Raw genomic sequence first — 24,875 nt, forward strand, 5'->3', positions numbered from 1 at the left:
ACAGAGATGGGACAGAGACGAGTCGTGTCGGAGTCTGTGCGACTGCGTCGGGTTTTGTGAAGAGGGGTTGTCCGTAACGTTATGCAGGTGTTTCGAACCGCTTCAGTGCGCCCGGCAGCCGCGAGCCGAGCGGTGCCATGTCGCCGTCCGCCCCGTGCCGCGCGAGCAGGTCGAGGGCGAGCCGGCCACGCCGCACTCTTTCCTTGGCCGTGTTCAGGGCGAGGTCGCGCAGGTGATTACCGTAGGGGTAGATCCCGGGTGCCTTCGACAGGCCGAACTTCAGGTAGAGCGGTGCGCCGCGCCGGATCAGCTCGGCGACCTCGTACATCCGGATGTATCCGCCCAGGTCGTCCGGGGCCTCGATGTACATGTCCATGGGGGCGGCGGAAACCCGCCGGATCTCGGTGAGGTGATCGAGCGTCAGGTCGCTCGGGACATTGATCGAGTCGCCGCCGAGGTTCTCGTACACGGCGTACGCGGCCGGGTTCACCGGCCCGATCAGCGCCGACACCTTGAGCGTCGTCTCGGCCGGGATGATCCCGGCCAGCCGCGCCCGGTGCAGGGCCCACAGGACCCCCTCGTCGGCGACGAGCAGGCACTGCACACCCAGCTCGGTCGCCCGTACGGCGTCCTCGACGCAGCCGGCGACCGCGTCGTGACCCCGGGCGCGCAGTCCGCCGCCCTTGGAGTCGGTACGGGTGGAGCCGCCGATGTCCCAGGTGCCGCGCGGGCCGGTGAACAGGCACAGCTCGATGTCCCGCTCGCCCGTCGCCTCCACCATCTCGGTGATCTCGGCGTCGGTGAGCATCCAGATGCCGCTGCCCTGGCTGATCCGGTGGATCGGCACATCGAGCCGCGAGGACTCCTTGAGGACCACGCCGAGCGCCTCGGGCCCCTCGACGGAGGGAATCTCCGTACGCCAGCGTCCGCCACCGGGGAAGGTGTGCGGAGAGGCGTCGGCGGGGTCGAGGGCGGGCGCGCCGAGGCCGAGCGCGGCGAGCGCCTGCTCTCCGGGACGACGGGCTGCGGAGGCGGTGGTGTCGGTCACAATCTGTCCTTCAGATCGGCAGGTTCGGCGGGTTCGGCACGTTCGGCGGGCACCCGGTCGACAGGCATCGGGTTCGGTATTTCGGACGAGGTTCGCGGCTCTGGGTGCACAAGGCTATGGATGTACGCCGGTACGGAGTCGTCAGGTACCCCGTACCGGCGTACGGCTCAGGGGTGTGTCATGGCCGCAGCAGGACCTTCCCGACCTTCGGGTCGCCGGACCCCACCAACTCGATGGCCTGCGGAAACTCCTCCAACGGGAGCTCGTGCGTGACCAGCGGCAGCGGGTCGAGCAGCCCGGCCCCGAAGACCCGCACCGTGTGCGCCCAGGCGTCGGGGGCCGCACCGAAGACGGTGTGCACCTCCAGTTGCCGTACGACGAGATCCGTCGGGTCGAGCCCGTCCGCGCCCGACGCCGGGATCCCCGTGAGGACCAGCCGGCCGCCGCGCCGCAGCAGGGCGGCGGCGGTCACCGCCGCGTCCGCGGACCCGGCGGTCTCGATGACGACGTCGAAGTCCCCGGGGAGCTCCTCGTCCTTGGTCCGGAACTCCGTGGCACCGAACTTCTTCGACAGCTCGGCCCGGTCCGGACGCGTCCCCACGACCAGCAGCTCGGACGGCGAGCCCGCCTTCAGGAACTGAATGGCGAACATCCCGAGCGTCCCCGTGCCCACCACGGCGACCCGCTCACCCGGAACGGCCTTCGCCTTGAGCGCGGCGGCCGCGATGCACGCGGCCGGCTCCAGCAGCGCCGCCGCCGTGAGATCCGCGTCCTCGGGCAGAACGTGCAGCAGACGGGCCGGCAGCGTCAGCGTGGGCGCCATCGCGCCGGGCTCGGTGAACCCGGTCTCCTCGTACCCGGCCGAGCACAGCGTGGTCTCGCCCGCGTGGCAGCGGTCGCACACCTGGCAGTTGCGGAAGCCCTCTCCGACCACCTTGCGGCCGACGAGAGTCGAAGGAACTCCCGCCCCGACCGCCGTCACCGTCCCGGACCACTCGTGGCCCGGAGTCAGGGGGTAACGGACGTACCCCTCGGGCCTGTTGCCCTGGTAGACCTCGCGGTCGCTGCCGCAGATCCCGGCGGCGTGGACCCGTACGAGGGCCTCGCCCGCCTCCGGCTGACGAGGCTCGTGCGGCACCAGTCGGTGCTCGCCCGGAGCCTCGATCACCACGGCGCTGCTCACTCGGTCCCCTTGGGCTTGCGCTGCTCCCAGCCCTCGGCCCACAGGTCGAAGCGCGCCTGCTGCTGCGGGAACTCCGCCGCCGCGTCCACGTCCAGCTCGACGCCGAGGCCGGGCTTGTCGGAGAGGTGGAAGTAGCCGTCGATGACCTCGGGGGCCCCCGAGACGACCTTCTTGATCTCCGCGTCCGCGAAGTCGTTGAAGTGCTCGAGGATCTTGAAGTTCGGGGCGGTGAAGCCGACCTGCAGCGAGGCCGCGGTGAGCACCGGACCGCCCACGTTGTGCGGTGCGACCAGCGTGTAGTGGGTCTCGGCGGTCGCGGCCAGCTTGCGGGTCTCCCAGATGCCGCCGATGTGGCCGACGTCGGGCTGGATGATGTCCACGGCCTGGCTCTCGAAGAGCTCCCGGAACTCGATCCGGTCGTGGATGCGCTCACCCGTGGCCACCGGGATGTCGACCTTGGCGGCGACCTTCTCCAGCGCCTTCAGGTTCTCCGGCGGGCACGGCTCCTCCAGCCACGCGGGCTTGAAGGGCGCCAGGTCCTTGGCGAGGCGGACGGCGGTGGAGGGCGAGAACCGGCCGTGCATCTCCAGCATCAGCTCGGCGTCCGGCCCGATGGCGTCGCGCACGGCCTCGATCAGCGAGACGGCGTACAGGCTCTGCTCGTGGTCCAGCTCGAAGTGGCCGGTCCCGAAGGGGTCGATCTTGAGCGCCTTGTAACCGCGCTCCATGACGCCCTTCGCCGCCTTGTGGTACGCCTCCGGCGTGCGCTCGGTGGTGTACCAGCCGTTGGCGTACGCCTTGACCTTGTCGGTCACCTTGCCGCCGAGCAGCTGCCAGACCGGGACGCCGAGGGCCTTGCCCTTGATGTCCCAGCAGGCCATCTCGATCACGGCGATGCCGGACATCACGATCTCGCCGGCGCGCCCGTAGTCGCCGTACTTCATCCGCTTGACCAGGTCCTCGACAGCGAACGGGTCGGAGCCGAGAATGTGGTTGGTCTTCGCCTCGTGCAGATAGCCGAGCAGCGCGTCGGTGTGGCCCAGCATGCGGGTCTCGCCGACTCCGGTGAGGCCCTCGTCGGTGTGTACCTGGACGTAGGTCAGGTTCCGCCACGGCGTCCCGACCACGTGCGTGCTGATTCCCGTGATGCGCACGGTACTCCCTCGCCCTCTTGCTTGTTCGAGATTTCGTCACTTGTTCGAAATGCTGTCGCGACAGTAAGGAAACTTCGGGCAGAGTGTCAATGGGTCGAAACGAACAACCTGCCCCGCGTCTTGGACGGCCGCGCAGATTCCCACAATGCCGCAGCGGCACCCCTCCCGCCCGTTGCCCACCGCGTTATCCAACCGTGACGGCCTCCCTGACGCAGCCCTCTTGACCGCCGCCGATTGTTAGCGCTCACAATGACCTCCGCTTCACCAGTCGTCGTCCAACGGCATCCAAGGAGGTATGAGCGTCATGTCGGCAGTGCCCCAACTCGCCCACCCGCCAGACGCCTTGGGGCTTATCGGAAACCCGGCGTGACGCCGGAGGCGCGGGAAGACCCGCCCACCCCACAGGACTTACCCGAAGCCGACCGCCGAGGAGGTGCAGCCGTGGCCCACTTGCAGACCAGCGCTCAGCCCCACCCGCCGCTACGGCCGCCCACCATGGCGGACGTGGCACGCAAGGCGGGCGTGTCCCACCAGACAGTCTCCCGCGTACTGGGCGACCACCCCAATGTGCGGGACGAGACCCGGGCCAGGGTGCTTCACGCGATCGAGGAGATGGGTTACCGTCGCAACTCCTCGGCACGGGCCCTGGCCACCCGCCGCACCCTGAGCCTGGGGGTGGTCGCCTCCAACACCACCCTCTACGGGCCCGCCAGCACCCTCTTCGCACTGGAAGAGGCGGCACGCGCCGAGGGATACCTCGTCTCGACCGTCAGTTTGCGCGAACTGACGGTCGAGACCCTCTCCGAGGCGATGCACCGCCTCAGCGAGGGCGGAGTGGAGGGGGTGATCGCCCTCGCCCCGCAGCGGTCGGCGGTCGAGGCTCTCACCGAACTCCGGCACCCCTTCCCGGTGGTGGCCGTGGGCACCGGCTCCGGCGTCGACATCCCCAGCGTCAACGTCGACCAGCACCTCGGCGCGCGGCTGGCCACCGGCCATCTGCTCGCCACCGGCCACCGCACGGTCTGGCATCTCGCCGGGCCCGAGAACTGGCAGGAGGCGGTGGACCGGGCCGACGGCTGGCGGGAGACCCTCGAGGCGGCAGGCGTCGAACCGCCGGCGCCGCTGAGGGGGGACTGGAGTCCGCTGTCGGGCTATCGTGCGGGCCAGGAACTGGCCGGCTGGCTCGGTCGAGGGCTCACCGCCGTCTTCGTCTCCAACGACCAGATGGCACTGGGGGTGTTGTGGGCGCTGCGTGAGGCGGGCGTGCGCATCCCCCAGGACGTCGCGGTGGTCGGCTTCGACGACATCCCGGAGTCGGAGTTCTTCGCTCCGCCGCTCACCACCGTCCGGCAGGACTTCTCGGCGGTCGGCAAGCGGAGCATCGCCCTGCTGCTGGACCTCATCGAGGGCCGGACACCCTCCGGGACGGCGCAGGTGGCCATCGAACCCCAACTGCTCGTCCGCGCCAGCACTTTCCCCTACGCCCCCCAGTCCGGGACCGCTCCCGGCTGAGGCGACACCCGCCGGTTCGACGATCGTCTCCACCCCCTCGGTGCGGCCGATATCTCGAACGGTGATCGACAGGTTGGACGTATCGAGCCTGTCGACCCAAGCCCCACGAGTACCAGAGCACCACCACCAAGCCCCACGAGCACCACAAGCACCACTAAGCCCCACGAGCACCACGAGTACCAGCGGGCCCATCACCGGGCCGGCGGCTCTTCAAAGGAGAAGAACATGCTCAACAGAAGGAACTTCCTCACTGCGGCGGTCGGCGTGGCGGCTGCGACCGGCCTGGCGGCCTGTGCCAAGAAGGACGACGACGGCGGCTCCACCGGCGGCGGTGACGGCAAGATCGTCCTCGGCTTCTCCCAGGTCGGCTCGGAGAGCGGCTGGCGCAGCGCCAACACCGACTCGGTGAAGGAAGCGGCCAAGGAGGCCGGCTACAACCTCAAGTTCTCCGACGCGCAGCAGAAGCAGGAGAACCAGATCTCCGCGATCCGCAACTACATCACCCAGGGCGTGGACGTCATCGCCTTCTCCCCGGTGGTCGTCACCGGCTGGGACGCGGTGCTGAAGGAGGCCAAGGCCAAGAAGATCCCGGTGGTCCTCACCGACCGCTCCGTCGAGACCTCCGACGAGTCCCTGTTCGTCACCCTGGTCGGCTCCGACTTCACGGACGAGGGCCGCCGCGCCGCCAAGATCCTCGAGAAGGTCCTGGAGAAGGCCGGCAAGAAGGGCCCCGTCAAGATCGCCCAGCTGGAGGGCACCACCGGTGCCGCCCCCGCGATCGAGCGCGCCAAGGGCTTCAAGGAGGTCATGGACGCCGAGCACGCGGACGACTGGAAGATCGTCGTCAGTCAGACCGGCGACTTCACCCGGGCCGGCGGCAAGCAGGTCATGGCCGCCTTCCTCCAGTCCAACCCGGACATCGACGTGCTGTTCGCGCACAACGACGACATGGGCATCGGTGCCATCCAGGCCATCGAGGCGGCCGGCAAGAAGCCCGGCAAGGACATCCTCATCGTCACGGTCGACGGTGTGAAGGACGGCTTCATCGCGATGTCCGAGGGCAAGATCAACGCCATCGTCGAGTGCAACCCGCTGCTCGGCCCCCAGCTCATGGAGGTCGTCAAGAAGGTCAAGAACGGCGAGAAGGTCGAGCGCTGGATCAAGACCAAGGAGGGCGACTTCATGCAGGACCAGGCGAAGGCCGCGCTCCCCACCCGCAAGTACTGACCGACCGCACCCATCGGCAGGGAGCCCTCACCCCGGCCCGGCCCTCCGCACGGAGGGCGGCCACGGGGGCTCCCTGCGGGCATCGGTGAAATCGCGGTCCCGAACCAACCAACCGTGGGCCTGAACGAGAGTCAAGGAGCGCTGCCATGGCAGAGCCGCGGCCCGTCCTGGAGATGACGGGCATAGTCAAGGAGTTTCCGGGGGTACGGGCTCTGTCGGGTGTCGACTTCCGGCTCTTCCCCGGCGAGATCCACGCCCTGATGGGCGAGAACGGAGCCGGTAAGTCCACCCTCATCAAGGTGCTGACCGGCGTCTACCCGCTGGACGGGGGCAAGATCACCCTCGACGGCGAGACCGTACGGATCGACAGCCCCTTCCAGGCACAGCAGGCCGGCATCAGCACGGTCTACCAGGAGGTGAACCTCTGCCCCAACCTGTCGGTGGCGGAGAACATCTTCATCGGACGTGAACCCACCCGCTTCGGCCGCATCCAGTGGACGCGCATGCGCAAGGACGCCGCCGAACTGGTCGACCGGCTCGGCCTCGACCTCGATGTCACCGCGCCCCTGTCCTCGTACCCGCTGGCCGTGCAGCAACTGGTCGCGATCGTACGGGCGGTGGGCACCGGGGACAGCGACGGCGCCGGAGCCGGCACCAAGGTGCTGGTCCTCGACGAGCCGACGTCCAGCCTCGACCGCGACGAGGTCCTCGAGCTGTTCCGCCTGATGCGCCGGCTCAGGGACGAAGGCGTCGCGATCCTGTTCGTCTCGCACTTCCTCGACCAGATCTACGAGATCTGCGACCGCATGACCATCCTGCGCAACGGCACCCTCGTCGGCGAGCACATGGTCAGCGAACTCGACCAGGTCGGACTGATCCAGCTCATGATCGGCAAGGCGATGGACGAGCTGGAGGGGCTCCACGAGCACCAGCTGCACGCCGAGGTCGGCGAGACGCTGCTCGAGGCGGACGGCCTCGGCCGCACGGGCGGTATCGCCCCCTTCGACCTCCAGATCAAGAAGGGCGAGGTCCTGGGCCTGGCCGGCCTGCTCGGCTCCGGCCGCACCGAACTCGCCCGGCTGCTCTTCGGCGCCGACCAGCCCGACAGCGGCAAGGTCACCGTCGGCGGCAAGCAGGTCTCGATGAGCGCCCCGAACAACGCCATCGGCGCCGGGGTCGCCTTCTGCTCCGAGAACCGCAAGACCGAGGGCCTGGTACCCGACCTGACGGTACGGGAGAACATCATCCTGGCCCTCCAGGCGTCCCGCGGCTGGACCCGGCCCATCCCGGCCTCCCAGCGTGACGAACTCGTCGCCAAGTACATCAAGGCGCTGGACATCCGCCCCGCCAACCCGGAGGCCCGGGTCGGCAAGCTCAGCGGCGGCAACCAGCAGAAGGTGCTGCTCGCCCGCTGGCTCATCACCCAGCCGAAGCTGCTGATCCTGGACGAGCCGACGCGCGGCATCGACGTCGGGGCGAAGGCGGAGATCCAGAAACTCGTGGTCTCGCTCTCCGAGGAAGGCATGTCCGTGCTGTACATCGCGGCCGAACTGGAGGAGGTACTCCGGCTCAGCCACACCATCGGCGTGCTGCGCGACCGCAAGCTGGTCGCCCAGATCGCCAACGGGCCCGAGATCACCCCCACCCGGATCCTGGAGACCATCGCGAGCGGAGAGCACCAGTGACCACCACTCCGACCCCGACTCCGGCCCCCGCTTCCCGCCTGCGGGCGCTGACGCAGCACAACCTGTTCTGGCCGGTGGCCGTGCTGGTCGTCCTGCTGCTGATCAACGTTCCCTTCACCCCCGACTTCTTCTCGATCAAGATGACGGACGGCCACCTCTACGGCAGCCTCGTCTCGATCGTGCTGTTCGGCTCGCCGCTCATCCTGGTGGCGGTCGGCATGACCCTTGTCATCGCCACCGGCGGCATCGACCTCTCGGTCGGCGCGGTCGTCGCCATCACCGGCGCCCTGACCTGCTCGTACATCAGCGACCAGGCCGACCAGGACTCCCTGGCCGGAGTCTTCCTGGCCATGGGCATCGGCCTGGTGGCCGCGGTCGTCTGCGGTCTGTGGAACGGCTTCCTGGTGGCCCGGATGGGCATCCAGCCGATCATCGCGACCCTCATCATCATGGTCGCGGGCCGAGGCGTGGCACAGCTGATCACCGACGGCCAGATCATCACGATCAACAGCGAGCCGTACAAGCTGATCGGCGGCGGCTACTGGCTGACCCTGCCGTTCTCCATCTTCGTCGTGGCGGCGGTCGTGGCGATCACCGTGGCCCTGACCCGCCGCACGGCCCTCGGCCTGCTGGTCGAGTCGGTCGGCGGCAACGCCGAGGCCAGCCGCCTGGTCGGCATCAGGTCCATGCGCATCAAGATCATGGTGTACGTGTTCTGCGCCCTGTGCGCCGGCATCGCGGGCCTCATGATCAGCTCCAACACCTCGGCGGCGGACGGCAACAACGCCGGCCTGTGGATCGAGCTCGACGCGATCCTCGCCGTCGTCATCGGCGGTACGTCACTCACGGGCGGCCGGTTCTCCATCGGCGGCACGGTGGTGGGCGCCCTCGTCATCCAGACCCTGACCACCACGATCTACACCATCGGCGTCCCGACCCAGACCAACCTGGTCTTCAAGGCCGCCGTCGTCATCGTCGTCTGCCTGCTGCAGTCCCCGAAGTTCCGCGCCAAGGTCTTCGGCGCCAGGTTCAACTCCGGTTCCGGCGCGAAGGGCGGCGGCACCCCGGCCGCCACCCCGACGGACACGGCCTCGACCACCGCGGCAGCCCCCAAGATGGAGGTGTCGTGATGAGCACGGCCACCAAGACCCCCACGGCCCCCGACAGCCGTCGTACGCCGTCCACGGCCTCACGGCTGCTCGGTGACCGGCGCCTGCCCGTCGTGGTGACCGCGACGCTCTTCGTCGTGATGTACATCGTGGGCCTGAGCCGCTACCAGAACTACGGCTTCGGCGAGGCGCAGGTCTTCCTCAACCTGTTCATCGACAACGGCTATCTGCTGGTCGCCGCGGTGGGCGCCACGTTCGTCATCCTGTCGGGCGGCATCGACCTCTCCGTGGGCTCGGTGATCGGCTTCACGACCATGCTCACGGCATGGCTGGTGGAGAAGCAGGGCCTGCCCATCATCGTCGTCATCCCCATCGCGCTGGGCGTGGGAGCGTTCGGCGGCTTCCTGATGGGCTATGTGATCCACAACTACGAGATCCAGCCCTTCATCGTGACCCTCGCCGGCCTCTTCCTCTTCCGGGGGCTGTGCCTGGTCATCAGCAAGGAGTCGATCGCCATCGACGACTCCTCGGTCAGCAGCATGGCGCAGGCCCAGGCGCAGCTCGGGGTCGGCTTCCTGTCGATCGGCGCGATCGTCGCGCTGGTGGTCCTGGCCATCGCCTTCTACGTCCTGCACTACACCCGCTTCGGGCGGCGCGTGTACGCCGTCGGCGGCAACGAGCAGTCCGCCATGCTGATGGGCCTCCCGCAGGGCGGCACGAAGATCGCGGTGTACACGGTGAGCGGCTTCTGCTCGGCCCTGGCCGGCCTTCTCTTCACCCTGTACATCCAGTCGGGCGACCCGCTGCACGCGACCGGCATGGAGCTCGACGCCATCGCCGCGGTCGTCATCGGCGGCACCCTGCTGACGGGTGGCTCGGGCTATGTGGTGGGCACGCTCTTCGGCGTCCTGGTCCTGGGTCTCATCAAGAGCATCATCCAGTTCGAGGGGACGCTCAGCTCCTGGTGGACGAAGATCGCGACGGGCGTACTGCTCTGCGCGTTCATCCTGATCCAGCGCGCCATGACGGCCCGCAAACAGACCTGAGCGTCCGAGCCGCAGGCCAGGCTCTCCCGCTCGACGCGGTCCGTCGCACGTATGCCGTGCGACGGGCCGCTTCGGCGTTCGGGGCGACGGCGTGTCAGAAGATGGTGCGGAATGGTCCGGCTTGACCCCGACCGGCCAAACCCGAAACGCCAGTTGTGCACGGAACCTTCACGGGACCCTTCACAACACCCCGTCCGCGGAACCTATTCTTCCCGCGTCATGGACTACTGCCACCAGTGCCAACGGCACCTCAACGGCGCACTTGCCTGCCCGGGGTGCGGCTCATCGATAGCCCCCCTCCACACGTACGCGGAGGAGGCCGAGGCCCGCCCGGAGCCGGACGCCCCGGCCGACGAGGCAGCACGTCCGGGCCGGGCGGCAACCCGCAGGGCGGGCCGGGGCCGCGCCCACGAGACGGCTGGGGCCGAGGCCGCGAACCGTGACGAGCAGGAGCCCGGGGACGAGTACGAGGCAGTACGTCCCGGCCGGGCGGCGACCCGGAAGGCGGGCCGTGGCCGCGCCCGCGAGACGGCTGCCGCCGAGCCCGGGACTGGGGACGGATACGGGGCTACGGCCGGGTACGAAGCCGGGGCCGGGGACGGATACGAGACCACGGCCGGGTACGAAGCCACGGCCGGGGACGGATACGCGAACGCTCACGAGCAGGAGCCCGGGGACGAGTACGAGGCAGTACGTCCCGGCCGGGCGGCGACCCGGAAGGCGGGCCGTGGCCGCGCCCGCGAGACGGCTGCCGCCGAGCCCGGGGCCGGGGACGAGTATGAAGCCACGGCCGAGTACGGAGCCGGGGCCAGGGCCGGGGACGGATACGGGACCGGGGACGGATACGAGGCCACGACCGAGTACGAAGCCACAGCCGCCGGCGGATACGAGGACGCGCCCGGATACAAGGACGCGTCCGAGTACGTCGGAGCCCACGAGTCCGAGGACGCGCTCGAGTCCGAGGACGAGGGCGAGGCCGACGACGCTGGGCGAGGCAATGGCAGCCGGCGGGACCGCAAGGCCGCGGCGCACCGGCGGCGGCGGAAGCGGGCGTTGCTCGTCGTCGCGGGGTTCGTGCTCGCGGCGGGCGGACTGAGCCTCGCCGAACTGGGCACGGACGCCCCGGGGTCGAACCCGGAGGCCGCGGTGGCGGACGGCGACAAGCCGGACGGCGCGGCGACGACAAAGCCCGGCGAGGAAACGGCGGAACCCCTCTCCGACGAGACGCCCTCGAGGGGCGACGACCCGTCGGACCCGGCATCCCCCGACGCGTCGTCGTCCCCGTCCCCGTCGGCATCGGAAAGCTCGGGATCACCGTCGCCCTCGGACTCGCCGAGCCGCAGCACATCCCCCCAGTCGGGAGCGATCGGCACGGCACCGATGCCGACAAGGGGGAACCCCTCACCGACCCCGACCGACGCGACGACCCCGTCCCCTGACCCGACGACAACGGACCCCACACCGCAGCCGTCCCCTTCGGAGACGTGCGAGCAGTTCCTCTGGTGGTGCACCTAGGGGCACTGGCCCAGCTCCAGGAGAGGCGTGGTGAAACGCCGTCCGCCGGACAGGCCAGGCCGTGCACCGGGCCGACTTCTACCGCTCGTCCCTCGTCCTCCGTGCGTTTTCCCGGTGGAGGCCTCGGTGATCCGGCCGCCGCCACCCATGGCAGCCCTCGTGGAACCGCTGAGCGGCTACGCCTCCACCATCCGCGTCAACAGCCCCCGCAGCAGCTCCCGTTCCTCCTCCGACAGGCCTGCCAACGGCTCCCGGGCGAAGTCGAGCGAGTCGCGCAGGCTCCGGGCGACCCGGCGCCCCTCGTCCGTGCAGGCGGCCACCTTCACCCGGCGGTCCGAGGGGTCGGGGCGGCGCTCGACCAGGTCCCGCGACTCCAGCCGGTCCACGATCCCGGTGACGTTCGACGGCTCGCATCTCAGCTTCCGCGCCAGTTGCCGCATGGGCAGCGGCCCCAGCGAGAGCAGGCTCAGCAGACGGGCCTGCGCTCCGGTGAGGGAGTGCTGGGTTGCCGCCTGCTCGTACTCCTCGTGATAGCGGGCCACGACGGTGCCGATGAGGTCGATGACCTCCAGGGTCAGGGGATCGCGACGGGTCTTCTCTGGTGTGGCCATGCTCTCCAGGCTACCCCTTTACTTGACACCCTGAAATATTCAGGAGCATTATTGTTTCACGTACTGAAGCATCTGAGTATCTGAATCCGAGCATCTGATCCGAGCCGCACCGGAAGGCGCCGTCATGTCCGAGACCCCCACGCTCCCCACCGTCAGCCGCGAATGGCACCTGCTCAGCCGTCCGGTCGGCTGGCCCAAGGCCGAGGACTTCGCCCTGGTGGAGGCCGCGGTCCCGCAGCCCCGTGAGGGCCAGGTGCTGGTGCGCAACCTGTATGTGTCCGTGGACCCGTACATGCGTGGCCGGATGAGCGACGCCAAGTCGTACACCGCCCCCTTCGAGCTGGGCAAGGCCATGCAGGGCGGGGCCGTCGGCGAGGTCGTCGCCTCCAACGCCGAGGGCATCTCCGTCGGCGACCATGTGCTGCACTTCCTCGGCTGGCGCGAGTACGCCGCCGTGAACGCCAAGGACGCCGTCAAGGTCGACCCCGAGGCCGCGCCGCTCTCGACGTACCTCGGTGTTCTCGGCATGACCGGCCTCACCGCCTACGCGGGCCTCCTGCGCACCGCCTCCTTCAAGGAGGGCGACGTGGTGTTCGTGTCCGGCGCGGCCGGCGCGGTGGGCGGCCAGGTCGGGCAGATCGCCAAGCTCAAGGGCGCCTCCCGGGTCATCGGCTCGGCCGGCTCCGACGAGAAGGTCAAGCTCCTGGTGGACGAGTACGGCTTCGACGCCGCCTTCAACTACAAGGACGGGCCGGTGAGTTCGCAGCTGCGCGAGGCCGCCCCCGACGGCATCGACGTGTACTTCGACAACGTGGGCGGCGACCACCTGGAGGCGGCCATCGGCTCCCTCAACCTCCACGGCCGGATCGCCATCTGCGGCATGATCTCCGTCTACAACGACACGGAGCCCGCCCCCGGCCCGAAGAACCTCGCCCGCCTCATCGCCACCCGCGGTCGTATGGAGGGCCTCCTCGTGGGCGACCACTACGACCTCCAGTCGCAGTTCGTCGGTGAGGTCGGCGCCTGGGTCCGCTCCGGCGAGCTCAAGTACCGCGAGACGGTCGTCGAGGGCATCGAGAACAACCTCGAGGCGTTCCTCGGGGTGCTGCGCGGCGACAACACCGGCAAGATGATCGTCAAGTTCTGAGCAGTCGGAACAGCCAAAGCAGTGGGACAGTCAAACAAGTCGGGACAAAACCTCCGAGGAAGCCCCGGCCTTCGGGCCGGGGGGAATCGGACTCGTGCGGAGCACGGCCAGGAGTTGGGATTCGCCGCCAGGGCGAATAGCGGTGCCTTGACCAGCGAAGTTGGCCCTCACCGACAGGTGCTCTAGTTTGTGAGCATGACCACGAAGCAGGTGAAGCGGGCCTTTAAGTACCGCTTCCGTCCGACGGATGTGCAGGCGGCTGAGCTGTCGCGCACCTTCGGATGCGTGCGGAAGGTCTACAACATGGCGCTCGACGCCCGTACGCGGGCGTGGACGCGGCAGGAGCGGGTCAACTACAACCAGACGTCCGCGATGCTGACGGCGTGGAAGCAGACCGAGGAACTCGCCTACCTGAACGAGGTGTCCAGCGTCCCCCTCCAGCAGGCGCTGCGGCACCTGCAGGGGGCGTTCACCAACTTCTTCGGGAAGCGGGCGAAGTATCCGCGTTTCAAGTCGCGGAAGAAGTCCCGCAGGAGCGCGGAGTACACGACCAGCGGTTTCCGCTTCCGTGACGGCAGGCTGACCCTCGCGAAGATGGCGGAGCCGCTGGACATCGTGTGGTCGAGGCCGCTGCCGGAGGGTGTCACGCCGTCGACGGTGACGGTGTCCCAGGATGCGGCCGGACGCTGGTTCGTGTCGATGCTCTGCGACGACACCATCACCCCGGCCCCGCCCACCACGAACGCGGTCGGCATCGATCTGGGGATCACGTCCCTGGTGACCCTGTCCACCGGGGAGAAGATCACCAACCCGAAGCATGAGCGCAAGGACCGGACCCGGCTTGTCAAAGCCCAGCGGGAACTGTCGCGCAAGGCCAAGGGCGACGGCGCCAACCGGGCCAAGGCGCGCCGGAAGGTCGCCCGTGTCCACGCCCGGATCGCCGACCGGCGCCGGGACTTCCTCCACAAGCTGACCACTCGGCTCGTTCGTGAGAACCAAACGATCGTGATCGAGGACCTGAGCGTCCGCAACATGGTCAAGAACCGCAGGCTCGCCCGCGCCATCAGTGATGCGGCGTGGTCGGACATGCGGAGCATGCTGGAGTACAAGACCGCCTGGTACGGGCGGGAACTGGTGGTCGTCGATCGCTTCTTCCCCAGCTCGAGACTGTGCGGTGCCTGCGGCGCGATCCGGGCGAAGCTGCCACTCGACGTCCGTACGTGGACGTGTGAGTGCGGTGCGGTCCATGACCGGGACGTGAACGCCGCAGAGAACCTTCTGGCCGCCGGGCTGGCGGTGTCTGTCTGGGGAGCTGGTGTAAGACCTCAACGGGAGTCCTCCCGGACGGGGCGGTCGGCGATGAAGCAGAAAACCCCACGGCGCGAGCTGTAGGAATCCCCCTCGTTCACGAGGGGGAGGAAGCCAACCGTTCTCCTTGCTCGACATACCCCGTTGTGGCGGTTGGCACCGTCAGCAAAGCACGTGCCACCTGCGCGAACTCCCCCTTGGGGTGATCCCGGAACAACGGCTCGGTACCGAACAGCACCGCATGCGGCCCGCTGACCACCGACGCCCGCCCCGCAGCTGCCCCCGGCCCACCCGAACCGTCCGCCAACGGCCGCCAGTGCCCGGAGACCAGAGGGTTCCCGCTCCCGTAGGACTGGTCGACCCGCACACCAGGCCCCAGGTCCGTGAACCAGACGGGCGCGTAGACGAACCCGTGCTCCGGTGCTCCGCCGGTGACCGGGCTGCGACCCGAATTCACCACCCGTACAACGCCGTTGGCATCCCCGTTGCCCTCGACCGCCTTGGCCGCCAGCAGCCCGGCGGCGGAGTTCAACGCGGCCCCGGCCGCACCCCGGCCGACCAGCAGCCCCCGGGAGCCGAGGAAGGCGTCAAGTGCCGCACGGGCGGCGGGGTTCAGACCCTCGTACGCCACACCCTGCGACACGAACAGCACCTCCACCCCCGACCAGTCGAAACCGGCGTTGAGGACGGCCGTCGACACCGGCGTCACCTCGAAGTTCATCTCCCGCAGCGCGAACAGCTCCCCGGACGTGACGGCCGCCGCGACCCGCGTGCGCCGCAGGTCCGCCGTACCGGTGGCCTTCGTCTCGTCGAAGGCCACGTCGTAGGTCCGGGCCGCCGCGAGGGCCTTCGTGCGCGCCGACGCCGGGACGATCGCACTGCCGTCCGCCGCCAGCCGTACCGAAACCCCGTCCCGCAGCAGGGAGTTGAGGGCGGCCACCTCGCGAGGGTCGTCCAGCCGCAGTCGCAGCCCGCCGTGCGGAGCGACATACCCGACCCGCGCGGCAGCGGCCACAGACCGCAGAGGCAGCCCCAACAGGCTTCCCCTGCCCACCGGTTGGACGGTCGCGCCCCACAACCGGCCCAGACTCCAGCCCGAGATGTCGTACATCACCGACACCTTGCCGCTGATGTCGCGTCCGTCGGCGAGCAGCACGTTCGCGAGCCCCCGCTTGGGCTGGCGCATGTCGACGACGTACGAACCCTTCGCGTACGTCCGACCGCCGAGCCGGAAGGCATGGCTCGCCCGGGTGACCCGCACGTCGTTGGCGAGCAGCTGGTCGACCAGCCGGGCGGCGGCGGGCGCGGAACGCTGGGCCGAGGCGCCCGCCGGGATGACGTACGCACGCGGGAAGTCGGCCGTGTAGACGTCCTCGGGCCCGATCCCCGGAACCCCGGGGACGGTCGCCGCCGACACCGGCACCTGGGCGGCCCCCGAGGCGCCGCGCCGGAAGACCTCGATCTGGTCGGCGACCAGCGAGGTCCGGTGACCCCGGACGAAGTCGAGGGTCGCGTCGATGGCCGCGCCGGCCACGGCGACGTTGATCGCGCTGCGGCGCCGCAACTCCTCCACCGGCAGGGTGTCGTAGGCACGGTTGTTGACCGTCATCGGGATCTCGACGGTGTGCGCGGCGACCGTGCCGTGGAAGGCCGCGTACTGCGGGGTGAAGATCGGCGGCCAGTCGTCCCAGCCCTCCTCCTGATCACGGAACGGGATCTGCGCGGGCTCGACACCGTCCTTCGCGGGCGTGTAGCCCAGGCCGTTGACGGCGGCCTCCATGCCCAGCGCGTTGGCGTAGGTGTTCTTCAGGAAGAGGTCGTACTCGTAGTTCTCGCCGTGCGGGGGAGTGGTGGGCTCGATGAGGGTGCCGTTGACGTATCCGTGCAGGTCGAGCATGACGGTCGGCTGCTTGTCGATCTCGATCTGCCGCATCGCCCGCCCCTCGGGCTGCGAGGAGGTGACGAAGTCCCGGTTCAGGTCGAAGCCGTTGGCGTTCGCACGGGTGCCGGCGATCCGGCCGTCCGGGTTGGCGGTGATGTTGAAGTACAGCCGGCTGTGCGCGAGCAGGTCCCGCGTCCTGGTGTCGGTGGCGGTCGCGAGCCGCTCGACGATCCTCAGGGAGGCGTCGGTGCCCTCCCACTCGTTGCCGTGGATGTTGTTGTTGACGAAGACGGGAGCCTTGTAACTCCGCTTGATCGCCTGGCTGTTGGCGGCGAGCGCGGGCGCGTTCTCGATCTGCTGACGCATCTGCTCCTGGGCGCGCGTCTCGGCCACGCTCTCCGGCGCGGTCACCGTGACGAGATAGAGCCGGTGCCCGCCCGCCGACCGGCCCACGACCTCGACACTCACCCGGTCACCCAGCTGCTGCAGGGCGTTCAGCTTCGGGGCGATGGCGTGGTACGGGGTCAGGCCCAGCTTGATGGACTTGTCGGCCGGGTTCTGCGGGTCGGGGGAGAGGACCTGTTCGCGGGGGTAGCCGCGCCCGGTGTCGACGAGGTCGGTGACGGGCGCGGCGAGGGCACGGGCGGCGGCACCGGCCGGAGCCGTGGCGGCGCGCGGGCCACCCGAGGACAGGCCACCCTCCGCCCCCTCGGCCTCCGACCCCGCGCCCTCCACCCCCTCACGGGTCACGGGCCTGCGGTCGGCGGTGGCGGTGTGGGGGGTGAGCAGGAGCGAGCCCGCCGTGGTGACGGCGAGGACCGCGAGCAGAACAGGGTTCGGTGGAACGGGTCTTGTGCGACGCACGCGTACCTCTTCCATGCTTCCTGTACTTCCTTTGCTTCCTGGCTTTCCTGAGTTCGGTACGGCGAGATGTACCTTCTCGACTCAACGCCAACAAGAGGGTCTCGGCGCCCCGCATGCCCCGGATGGCGCACGTCGAGGGGGCCGGAAGAGGCCCGATAGAGTTCCCCCATGAGCGATCTCGCGACAGGTTTCCGCTACCTCCTGAAGGGCCAGCGCTGGGTCGCCCGACACGGCAAGCAGTACGGATTCGGGCTGCTCCCCGGCCTCATCACCCTCGTCCTCTACCTCGCCGCCCTCACAGCCCTCGCCCTCTACGGCACCGACCTCACCACCTGGGCCACCCCCTTCGCCGACGACTGGTCGAGCCCCTGGCTCGGCCTCTTCCGAGGCTTCCTCACCGCCCTCCTCTTCGCCCTGGCCCTGCTCCTGTCGGTGCTCACCTTCACCGCGATGACCCTCCTCGTCGGCCAGCCCTTCTACGAGAACCTCTCCGAGAAGGTCGACCGGGACGTGTCCCCCGACGGCACGGCCCCCGAGTCGGGCCTGCCGCTGCACAAGGAGCTGTGGATCTCGGCCCGCGACAGCATCCGGGTCCTCGTACGGGCCCTGTGCTGGGCGCTGCTCCTCTTCGCCCTCGGCTTCGTCCCGTTCGTCGGGCAGACCGTCGTACCCGTGATCGGCTTCGTCGTCACCGGCTTCTTCCTCACCGAGGAGCTGACCGGAGTCGCCCTGCAGCGGCGCCGGGTCGAACTCCGGGAACGGCTCGCCCTGTTGCGCTCCCGCAAGCTGCTCGTGTGGGGCTTCGGTACGCCGCTGGGGCTGGCCTTCCTGGTGCCGTTCGTGGCCGTCTTCCTGATGCCGGGCGCGGTCGCGGGCGCCACGATGATGGCCCGCGACCTGCTCGGCGAGGAGACCCGGGAGCCCTCGCGGGACTCCGAGGACCACGAGGATCAGGACACGTCGGCCCCGGCACCCTGACCGGAGGAGTCACTGGACGCGTCCACCGCCACGGTCAGGATCGACCGCACCTGGGCGATGATGTCCAGCCGGTTCCGCACGAACTCGGGATCGGTCACGGCCCCGGTCGCCGGGTCGGTGTTGCCCGTCCCGAACTGCAGCACGGGCGTGTGCACATGCCCGCCGGGAAGCGTGGCGCCCAGGCCCAGCCGGTCGCGCAACAGGGTCGCCCGGTAGGCGATCTCGTTCGAGAGATAGTCCCCGCCGCCCCCGGCCCGTGCCGTCGACCCGGCGGTGGGCCCGTCGGCCCGTACGACGGGAACGGTCCCGCCCACCGGTATCTCGGTCACTGCCGTGTTGTCGTACACGGGGAAACGTCCGGTGTTCGCGGCGACAATCGCCTTGTACGGCAGGGTCGTTGACGTCCACTGCGGCTGCGAGGCCGGGTCGGTGACCGGGACCGTCCCGGTCACGCCGATGTTCTCGTTGTCCGCGAAGCCGCCCCGCCAGGCCCCGTTGGTCCGCTCCACGTCGAACCGTCCGACCCGCCCCTGACTCACGGTGGCGAAGAGATCGACCTTCGGCAGAACCGGACGCAGCGTCCGCTCCACCGTCCTTCCCCCAGAGCCGAATGCCTGGGAGGTGCCCCCAGCGAAGTCCTGCCAGCGCACCGGGAAAACGGCGGTCTCGACCCTGGCCGGTCCCTCCGCCGTCTGGATCACCGTGCCGTCGAGGGCGAGCGCGGTGGCCCCGGACGGATTGGAGATCCGGACGTCCCGGTCCAGCGTGAACGGATCGAACCCGGTCACCAGCACCCGCTTCAACACCCCACCGCCGCACGGATACCGGATCGCCGTCTGCCCCCGCGAGTTCCGCTCCAACTCACCCAGCAGCGCCGCACGTTGCTCGTCGCTCACCCCGAACGACGGTTCCCAGAGCCGCAGTTCACGGACCAACGCGAGCCGCGCCCAGTACAGCGGCCGGTCGTCGTCCCGGCTCAGATCACCCCCGGCGGACCCGCGCCCCTGCGCCCGGTCGACGGCCCGCTGCCACAGCGTGGCCCCCTGGTCCACGACGACCGCGCGGGCCCGCGCGTATGAGCGCGCCTTGCCGAGCGCCCGCGCGAACTCCGGCGCCACCGCGTCGAATCCGGACCGCCGGAGGATCTCCTGCGGCGCCGCCCTGTCGAGCCGTTGCTCCTCGACGGTGGGAGCAGCCGGGGCGTCGGCGGCCGAGGCGGTGGTGGGCGCCGCGAGCCCGGCCAGCAGGGCGAGTCCGAGCACGCCGATCCGGACCCGTACACGGGGAAAACTCAGCTGACTCAAGGGAGTTCGGCCTTCCGTCGCAGTGGGGGAGCAGACAGTGAGCTGCTGTCGACGGCGGCAGTATCGCGTGACGGAAGTGGTCTACGCCATACCGCCCGAGCCGTTCCTGGAGTCGTCCTCGCCGCCCAGCAGCGTGAGGAAGTCCCGGAACGCGGCCGGCATGTCCACCGCCTCCGGATCCAGCAGCCACTGGTACTGGAGCCCGTCCATCACCGCCACGACCAGGGGAGCGGCCCGCTCGGGGGTGAGACCGCTCGGGAGCCGGTCCCCGTACTCGGTCCGCAGGGCCGCCGCCATGGTCGTACGGACGTCGGTGTACCGCCCGGTGAAGAAGTCACGCGCCGGGTGCCCCTCGGTGACGCTCTCGCCTAGCAGCGCCGAGAAGGTCTGGATGATCCCGGGCCGCATGGCGTTGTACTCGACGAGCGAGGCCAGCAGATCGACCCGCCACCGGGAGTCCGGCATCGCGTCCCACTGGTCCCGCTCCCTGAGCACCGCGACCAGCAGCGCGTCCTTCGTGGGGAAGTGGTGCAACAGCCCCTGCTGGGTCAGCCCGACCCGCTCCGCCACCGCGGCCAGGCTCGTGCCCCGGTAGCCGCGCTCGGCGATCACGTCCAGGGCGGCCCGGATGATCGCGGCGCGCCGCTCCTCGGTCCTCGCTCTGGTCGCCATGCCGTCACCGTACGGTATGCACCCACCTCATAAATAACGGCAACGTAACGAAACCTACCGATCTACAGGTAACGCGTGCAGGATGTGGGGGACACCCGGACTCAGCGAGGAGGCACCATGGCGGCCAGAATCCCGGACAGCGGACCGACATCGGCGGACAAGGCCCGTGAGGCGGCCGTCGAGGCGGCTCTCGCCAAGCTCGATCTGGACGCCAAGGCCCGGCTGCTGGGCGGGCAGGACATGTGGTCGCTGCCCGAGCTGCCCGAGATCGGACTGCCGTCCCTGGTCATGTCCGACGGCCCGATCGGCGTCCGCGGCACCCGCTGGACCGCTGACGACCCCTCCGTCGCGCTGCCCTCCCCGACCGCCCTCGCCGCCACCTGGGACCCCGAACTCGCCCGCAGGGCAGGCGTGTTGCTCGCCCAGGAAGCCCGCCGCAAGGGCGTCCACGTACTCCTTGCCCCGACCGTCAACCTGCACCGCTCCCCGCTCGGCGGACGGCACTTCGAGGCCTACAGCGAGGACCCGTACCTCACCGGCCGCATCGGCACCGGCTATGTCGGCGGCGTCCAGTCCGGGGGTGTCGGCACCACCGTCAAGCACTTCGTCGCCAACGACGCCGAGACCGACCGCTTCACCGTGAACAACCTGGTCTCCGAACGCGCCCTGCGCGAGCTGTATTTGGCGCCCTTCGAGGCCATCGTCGAGAACGCCCACCCCTGGGGCATCATGACCGCCTACAACACGGTCAACGGCACGACGATGAGCGAGCACCGCTACCTGGTCAACGAGATCCTGCGCGGCGAATGGGGCTTCGACGGCTACAACGTCTCCGACTGGATGGCCGCCCGCTCCACCACCGGCGCCATCACCGGCGGCCTCGACGTCGCCATGCCCGGCCCCCGCACGGTCTACGGCGCCCCCCTCGCCCAGGCCGTACGGGACGGACTCGTCCCCGAGGCCACCGTCGACGGCGCCGTGCGCAACGTCCTGCGCCTCGCCGCCCGCGTCGGCATCCTGGAGGGCGCCGAACCCGCGGTCGCCCCCGCCGACCTCCCCGCCCCGGTGGACGGCGAGGCCCTGGCCCGCGAGATCGCCCACCGCTCCTTCGTCCTGGTCCGCAACGAGGGCGCCCTCCCGCTGCCCGAAGGCCGCACGGTCGCCCTCATCGGAGCCGCCGCCCGCGACGCCCGAGTCCTCGGCGGCGGCTCCGCCACCGTCTTCCCGGCCCGCGTGGTCTCCCCGCTGGACGGCCTCACCGCCGCCCTCCCCGAGGGCACCCTCACCTACACCGTGGGAGCCGACCCCAACACCGAACTCGCCATCGCCGACAAGGGGTTCGTCCTGCGCGCCGTCTGCCGCGACGCCACCGGCACGGTCATCGGCACCGGCTCCGCGCCCAGCGGCCAGATCAACTGGATGGGCTCGGACCTCCCCGACGGGGTCACCCACGACCGGCTCCACACGGTCCAACTCACCGGCACCTTCACCCCGCGCGACACCGGTCGGCACACCTTCGGCATCAAGGGCCTCGGCGCCTTCACCCTCACCGTCGACGGCACCACGTACTACGACGACGTCCAGGCCACCGACAGCGACGACCCCTTCATCTCGTTCTTCGGCGACCCCGAGCCCCGCGCCGAGGTCGCCCTCACCGCGGACACGCCGGTCGAGGTGTCCCTCACCTACGGCGTCACCTTCCCCGACGACGCCCCGATGACCGCCATCGGCTTCAGCCTGTGCCACCAGGAACCGCAGCGCGACCCCGACGAGCTGATCGCCGAGGCCGTCGAGGCCGCCCGCGCCGCCGACACCGCCGTCGTCGTGGTCGCCACCACCGAACGCGTCGAATCCGAGGGCTTCGACCGCGCCGACCTCCAACTCCCCGGCCACCAGGACGACCTGGTCCGCGCGGTCGCCGCCGCCAACCCGAACACCGTCGTGATCGTCAACGCCGGCTCCCCGGTGGAACTGCCCTGGCGCGACGAAGTCGCCGCCGTGCTGCTGACCTGGTTCCCCGGCCAGGAGGGCGGCGCGGCCCTGGCCGACGTCCTCACCGGCGCGCGGGAACCCGGCGGCCGGCTCCCCACCACCTGGGGCACGCTCACCGACGCCCCGGTCACCCAGGTAACCCCGGCCGACGGTGAACTCCCGTACACCGAGGACGTGTTCATCGGTTACCGGGCCTGGGAGAAGGAGGGCAGGACCCCCTCGTACCCCTTCGGCCACGGCCTCGGCTACACCGACTGGACGTACGAGACGGTCCAGGCGGAGGGGAGCCCGGCGGACGGCGTGACACTCACCGTCCGGGTCACCAACACGGGCACGCGCCCCGGCCGCGAGGTCGTACAGGCGTACCTCGCACCGGCCTCCCAGCAGTCCCCGGCCCCCGACCGCCCCGCCCGCTGGCTGGCCGCCTTCACCGGAATCGAGGCCGGGCCGGGCGAGACGGCCGAACTGGTCCTCGAACTCCCGCGCCGCGCCTTCGAGATCTGGGACGAGTCCACGGGCACGTGGACCCTTGTGAAGGGTTCGTACGAAATCCAGGTGGGCCGCTCGATCACCGACCGCAGGCTCACCGCGCCCATTACGGTCTGACCGAGGGCAGTCCGCCCCACCAGCCGGCCCCGGCCCGGGACCTGACCCCCGGGCCGGGGTTCGTCAGCCCTGTACGGACCCCGCACACCGAACTCGGTCGCGACTCAGTCCCGCACGCCGAACCCGAACACCGTCTCCGAGCGGAACGTCTCACCCGGCCGCAGTTCCGTGCTCGGGAACTCGGGCCGGTTCGGCGAGTCGGGAAAGTGCTGCGTCTCCAGGGCGATGCCGCGCCGCGGTCCGAACGGCTCGCCCAGATGGTCGGCGGTGTAGAGCTGCAGGCCCGGCTCGGTCGTCGCCACGGTCAGGAAACGCCCCGAGGCCGGGTCGTACAGCTCGGCGACCTCCACCGCGTCGGCCGTCCGTCCTTTGTCGAGGACGAAGTTGTGGTCGTACCAGGCGCCCACCTCCCGCTCCTTGCGGAAGTCGAAGCGGGTGCCCGTCACCGGCTCCATGCCCGTCGGGATCCGGTCCGCGTCGACCGGGGTGTACCGCGAGGCGTCCATGCGCAGTTCGTGCAGGGACGCGGTGCCGGAGGCATGCCCCGACAGGTTCCAGTAGGTGTGGTTCGTCAGGTTGATCACCGTCGGCGCGTCCGTGACCGCCTCGTACGCGATCCGCAGCGCCCCGTCCGCGTCCAGCGTGTACGTCGCCGAAACCGCCAGCCGCCCCGGGAACCCCTCCTCGCCGTCCGGGCTGACCCGGGACAGCCGCACCCCGTTCTCGACGGGCTCCGCGTCCCACACCCGCTTGTCGAAACCGTGGGTGCCGCCGTGCAGGGAGTTGGGCGCGTTGTTCCGCGCCAGCTCGTACGTCCGCCCGTCCAGGGGGAAGGAGGCGCCGGCGATGCGGTTCGCGTACCGGCCCACCAGCGCCCCGAAGTACGGCTCCGGGTGCGCCAGATAACCGGCCAGGTCCGCGAACCCCAGCACGACGTCCACGAGCCGCCGGTCCCGGTCCGGCACCTCGACCGACTGCACGATCCCGCCGTACGTCAGCACCCCCACCCGGACCCCGGCCCGCTCCAGCGTCCAGCGGTGGACGGGTGTGCCGTCGGAAAGTGTGCCGAAGAGTTCGTATCTGTGGGCCATGCGGAAAACCCTAGGTCACGGCTTTCCTGCCGGTGATACCGCGGTAGGCGATCTCCGCCAGCTGCGCCTGCCCGTTCCGGCTCGGATGGAACCAGTCCCAGGGGCTCAACTGCCGCGTCCCGAAGTCGTAGTCGAAGACCGCGCCCCCGTCGAACCGGCACAGCCGGTCGGTGGCGCACACCTCCTTCAGCACCGAGTTGTACGCCTCCACCCGTCCCTGCACCTCGTCGCGCCGCGCGGTCGCCACCGAGTCGACCGCGTCCGGATCGGCCAGCATCGACTGACAGATCCCCAGCTTCCACACCGCCTTGCCCATCACATTGGTCCGCCCCTGCGACCAGAGCCGCTTCAGATCGGGCACGCTCGTCACGTACACCTGACTCCTGGGCGACGCCGTACGCAGGGTGCGCAGCGACCTCTCGAACGACGACCGGAAGTCCGCCACCGACGTCATCTCCGCGACCGACGGCCGGCACGCGTCGTTGGCGCCCGCCATCACCGTCACCAGCGCGGGCTTGCGGGCGGCGGCCTTCGTCATCTGGGCGGGCAGATCGGCCATCCGGGAGCCGCTGACGGCGTAGTTCCAGCTCCGCCGGGCGGCCCCGGTGGTCCCCAGCAGCCGTAAGGCCAGACTGTTGACCTGCTTGTCGCTGCCCGTCGCCCAGGACACCTCGGGGCAGTCGGACAGCACCGAGCAGGCGTCGAAACCGCGGGTGATGGAGTCGCCCACCGCGACCATGGATGCGGGGCTGCTGTCCCAGACGGGCGCCGGAGGGGCCGACGGCTTCGCCTTCGCCCGCGTACCGTCCGGCGCCGGGGACGCGCCACCGGCCGCGTCACACCCGGCGACACCCAGCAGGGCAGCCGACACCACGGCGGCGACGGTCCGCGAACGGTGGCTTCGTTTCCGCATCCTTCGGGTCCCCTCGGTCGGCGTTCAA

The 24,875-nt window shown here is 70.0% G+C and carries 19 protein-coding genes; 10 read left to right on the forward strand and 9 right to left on the reverse strand.

Features of this window, described 5'->3' with window-relative positions; genetic code table 11:
• Positions 1 to 79: 79 nt before the first annotated feature.
• The 3 genes from PV396_RS16000 to PV396_RS16010 form a co-directional block, all read right to left on the reverse strand.
• Positions 80 to 1,048: a hypothetical protein gene (locus PV396_RS16000; protein ID WP_319205078.1), complete on the reverse strand. Its 969-nt coding sequence runs from the start codon at positions 1,046 to 1,048 to the stop codon at positions 80 to 82.
• Positions 1,049 to 1,226: 178 nt separating this feature from the next.
• Positions 1,227 to 2,231: a zinc-dependent alcohol dehydrogenase gene (locus tag PV396_RS16005; RefSeq protein WP_319205080.1), complete on the reverse strand. Its 1,005-nt coding sequence runs from the start codon at positions 2,229 to 2,231 to the stop codon at positions 1,227 to 1,229.
• Positions 2,228 to 3,385 carry a mandelate racemase/muconate lactonizing enzyme family protein gene (locus PV396_RS16010; protein WP_319205082.1) on the reverse strand — a complete coding sequence of 386 codons (1,158 nt, stop codon included), beginning with the start codon at positions 3,383 to 3,385 and terminating at the stop codon, positions 2,228 to 2,230. Before PV396_RS16010 ends, PV396_RS16005 begins: the two co-directional genes overlap by 4 nt.
• A gap of 495 nt (positions 3,386 to 3,880) precedes the next feature.
• Between PV396_RS16010 and PV396_RS16015 the strand changes: the two genes are divergently transcribed.
• From PV396_RS16015 to PV396_RS16040, 6 genes are all read left to right on the forward strand, one after another.
• Positions 3,881 to 4,897, forward strand: a complete 1,017-nt coding sequence (locus tag PV396_RS16015; protein ID WP_319205557.1) for a LacI family DNA-binding transcriptional regulator — start codon at positions 3,881 to 3,883, stop codon at positions 4,895 to 4,897.
• Between the two features lie 225 nt (positions 4,898 to 5,122).
• On the forward strand, positions 5,123 to 6,124 hold the full coding sequence (locus PV396_RS16020; RefSeq protein WP_319205084.1) for an ABC transporter substrate-binding protein: 1,002 nt from the start codon (positions 5,123 to 5,125) through the stop codon (positions 6,122 to 6,124).
• 146 nt (positions 6,125 to 6,270) lie between these two features.
• Entirely contained in the window at positions 6,271 to 7,809 is a 1,539-nt protein-coding gene (locus tag PV396_RS16025) for a sugar ABC transporter ATP-binding protein (protein ID WP_319205086.1), read from the forward strand.
• Complete coding sequence (locus PV396_RS16030; RefSeq protein ID WP_319205088.1) at positions 7,806 to 8,939, forward strand: ABC transporter permease; 1,134 nt, start codon at positions 7,806 to 7,808, stop codon at positions 8,937 to 8,939. Before PV396_RS16025 ends, PV396_RS16030 begins: the two co-directional genes overlap by 4 nt.
• A complete protein-coding gene (yjfF, locus tag PV396_RS16035) occupies positions 8,939 to 9,964 on the forward strand; it encodes a galactofuranose ABC transporter, permease protein YjfF (RefSeq protein ID WP_319205090.1) in 1,026 nt (341 codons plus the stop codon). Before PV396_RS16030 ends, yjfF begins: the two co-directional genes overlap by 1 nt.
• 219 nt (positions 9,965 to 10,183) lie before the next feature.
• Entirely contained in the window at positions 10,184 to 11,479 is a 1,296-nt protein-coding gene (locus PV396_RS16040; protein WP_319205092.1) for a hypothetical protein, read from the forward strand.
• Positions 11,480 to 11,655: 176 nt separating this feature from the next.
• Here PV396_RS16040 and PV396_RS16045 read toward each other — a convergent pair whose 3' ends face one another.
• The gene (locus PV396_RS16045; protein WP_319205094.1) at positions 11,656 to 12,090 is read right to left on the reverse strand and encodes a MarR family winged helix-turn-helix transcriptional regulator; all 435 of its coding nucleotides are present in this window, start codon (positions 12,088 to 12,090) and stop codon (positions 11,656 to 11,658) included.
• Positions 12,091 to 12,214: 124 nt separating this feature from the next.
• Here PV396_RS16045 and PV396_RS16050 point away from each other — a divergent pair, with 124 nt between their 5' ends.
• Together PV396_RS16050 and PV396_RS16055 are read left to right on the forward strand one after the other, a co-directional pair.
• A complete protein-coding gene (locus PV396_RS16050; RefSeq protein WP_319205096.1) occupies positions 12,215 to 13,237 on the forward strand; it encodes an NADP-dependent oxidoreductase in 1,023 nt (340 codons plus the stop codon).
• 195 nt (positions 13,238 to 13,432) lie between these two features.
• On the forward strand, positions 13,433 to 14,629 hold the full coding sequence (locus PV396_RS16055) for an RNA-guided endonuclease TnpB family protein (RefSeq protein WP_319205098.1): 1,197 nt from the start codon (positions 13,433 to 13,435) through the stop codon (positions 14,627 to 14,629).
• A gap of 13 nt (positions 14,630 to 14,642) precedes the next feature.
• Here the strand turns inward: PV396_RS16055 and PV396_RS16060 are convergent, their stop codons facing one another.
• Complete coding sequence (locus PV396_RS16060) at positions 14,643 to 17,306, reverse strand: M14 family zinc carboxypeptidase (RefSeq protein ID WP_319205100.1); 2,664 nt, start codon at positions 17,304 to 17,306, stop codon at positions 14,643 to 14,645.
• 153 nt (positions 17,307 to 17,459) lie between these two features.
• On the opposite strand from PV396_RS16060, the gene PV396_RS16065 reads away from it, so the two are divergent.
• The gene (locus PV396_RS16065) at positions 17,460 to 18,269 is read left to right on the forward strand and encodes an EI24 domain-containing protein (RefSeq protein ID WP_319205102.1); all 810 of its coding nucleotides are present in this window, start codon (positions 17,460 to 17,462) and stop codon (positions 18,267 to 18,269) included.
• Here PV396_RS16065 and PV396_RS16070 read toward each other — a convergent pair.
• Together PV396_RS16070 and PV396_RS16075 are read right to left on the reverse strand one after the other, a co-directional pair.
• Positions 18,242 to 19,564, reverse strand: coding sequence for a pyroglutamyl peptidase (locus PV396_RS16070; RefSeq protein WP_319205559.1), 1,323 nt, complete (start codon positions 19,562 to 19,564; stop codon positions 18,242 to 18,244). The genes PV396_RS16065 and PV396_RS16070 overlap by 28 nt on opposite strands.
• A gap of 90 nt (positions 19,565 to 19,654) precedes the next feature.
• Complete coding sequence (locus PV396_RS16075; RefSeq protein ID WP_416071407.1) at positions 19,655 to 20,245, reverse strand: TetR/AcrR family transcriptional regulator; 591 nt, start codon at positions 20,243 to 20,245, stop codon at positions 19,655 to 19,657.
• A 117-nt stretch (positions 20,246 to 20,362) separates the two neighbouring features.
• Between PV396_RS16075 and PV396_RS16080 the strand changes: the two genes are divergently transcribed.
• On the forward strand, positions 20,363 to 22,843 hold the full coding sequence (locus tag PV396_RS16080; RefSeq protein ID WP_319205104.1) for a beta-glucosidase: 2,481 nt from the start codon (positions 20,363 to 20,365) through the stop codon (positions 22,841 to 22,843).
• A 104-nt stretch (positions 22,844 to 22,947) separates the two neighbouring features.
• Here PV396_RS16080 and PV396_RS16085 read toward each other — a convergent pair whose 3' ends face one another.
• Both PV396_RS16085 and PV396_RS16090 read right to left on the reverse strand, forming a co-directional pair.
• On the reverse strand, positions 22,948 to 23,934 hold the full coding sequence (locus PV396_RS16085; RefSeq protein ID WP_319205106.1) for an aldose epimerase family protein: 987 nt from the start codon (positions 23,932 to 23,934) through the stop codon (positions 22,948 to 22,950).
• A 10-nt stretch (positions 23,935 to 23,944) separates the two neighbouring features.
• Complete coding sequence (locus tag PV396_RS16090) at positions 23,945 to 24,847, reverse strand: SGNH/GDSL hydrolase family protein (RefSeq protein ID WP_319205108.1); 903 nt, start codon at positions 24,845 to 24,847, stop codon at positions 23,945 to 23,947.
• Positions 24,848 to 24,875: the final 28 nt, after the last annotated feature.

Source organism: Streptomyces sp. ME02-8801-2C, assembly GCF_033793965.1.
In the GTDB taxonomy this organism is placed as follows: Bacteria; Actinomycetota; Actinomycetes; order Streptomycetales; family Streptomycetaceae; genus Streptomyces.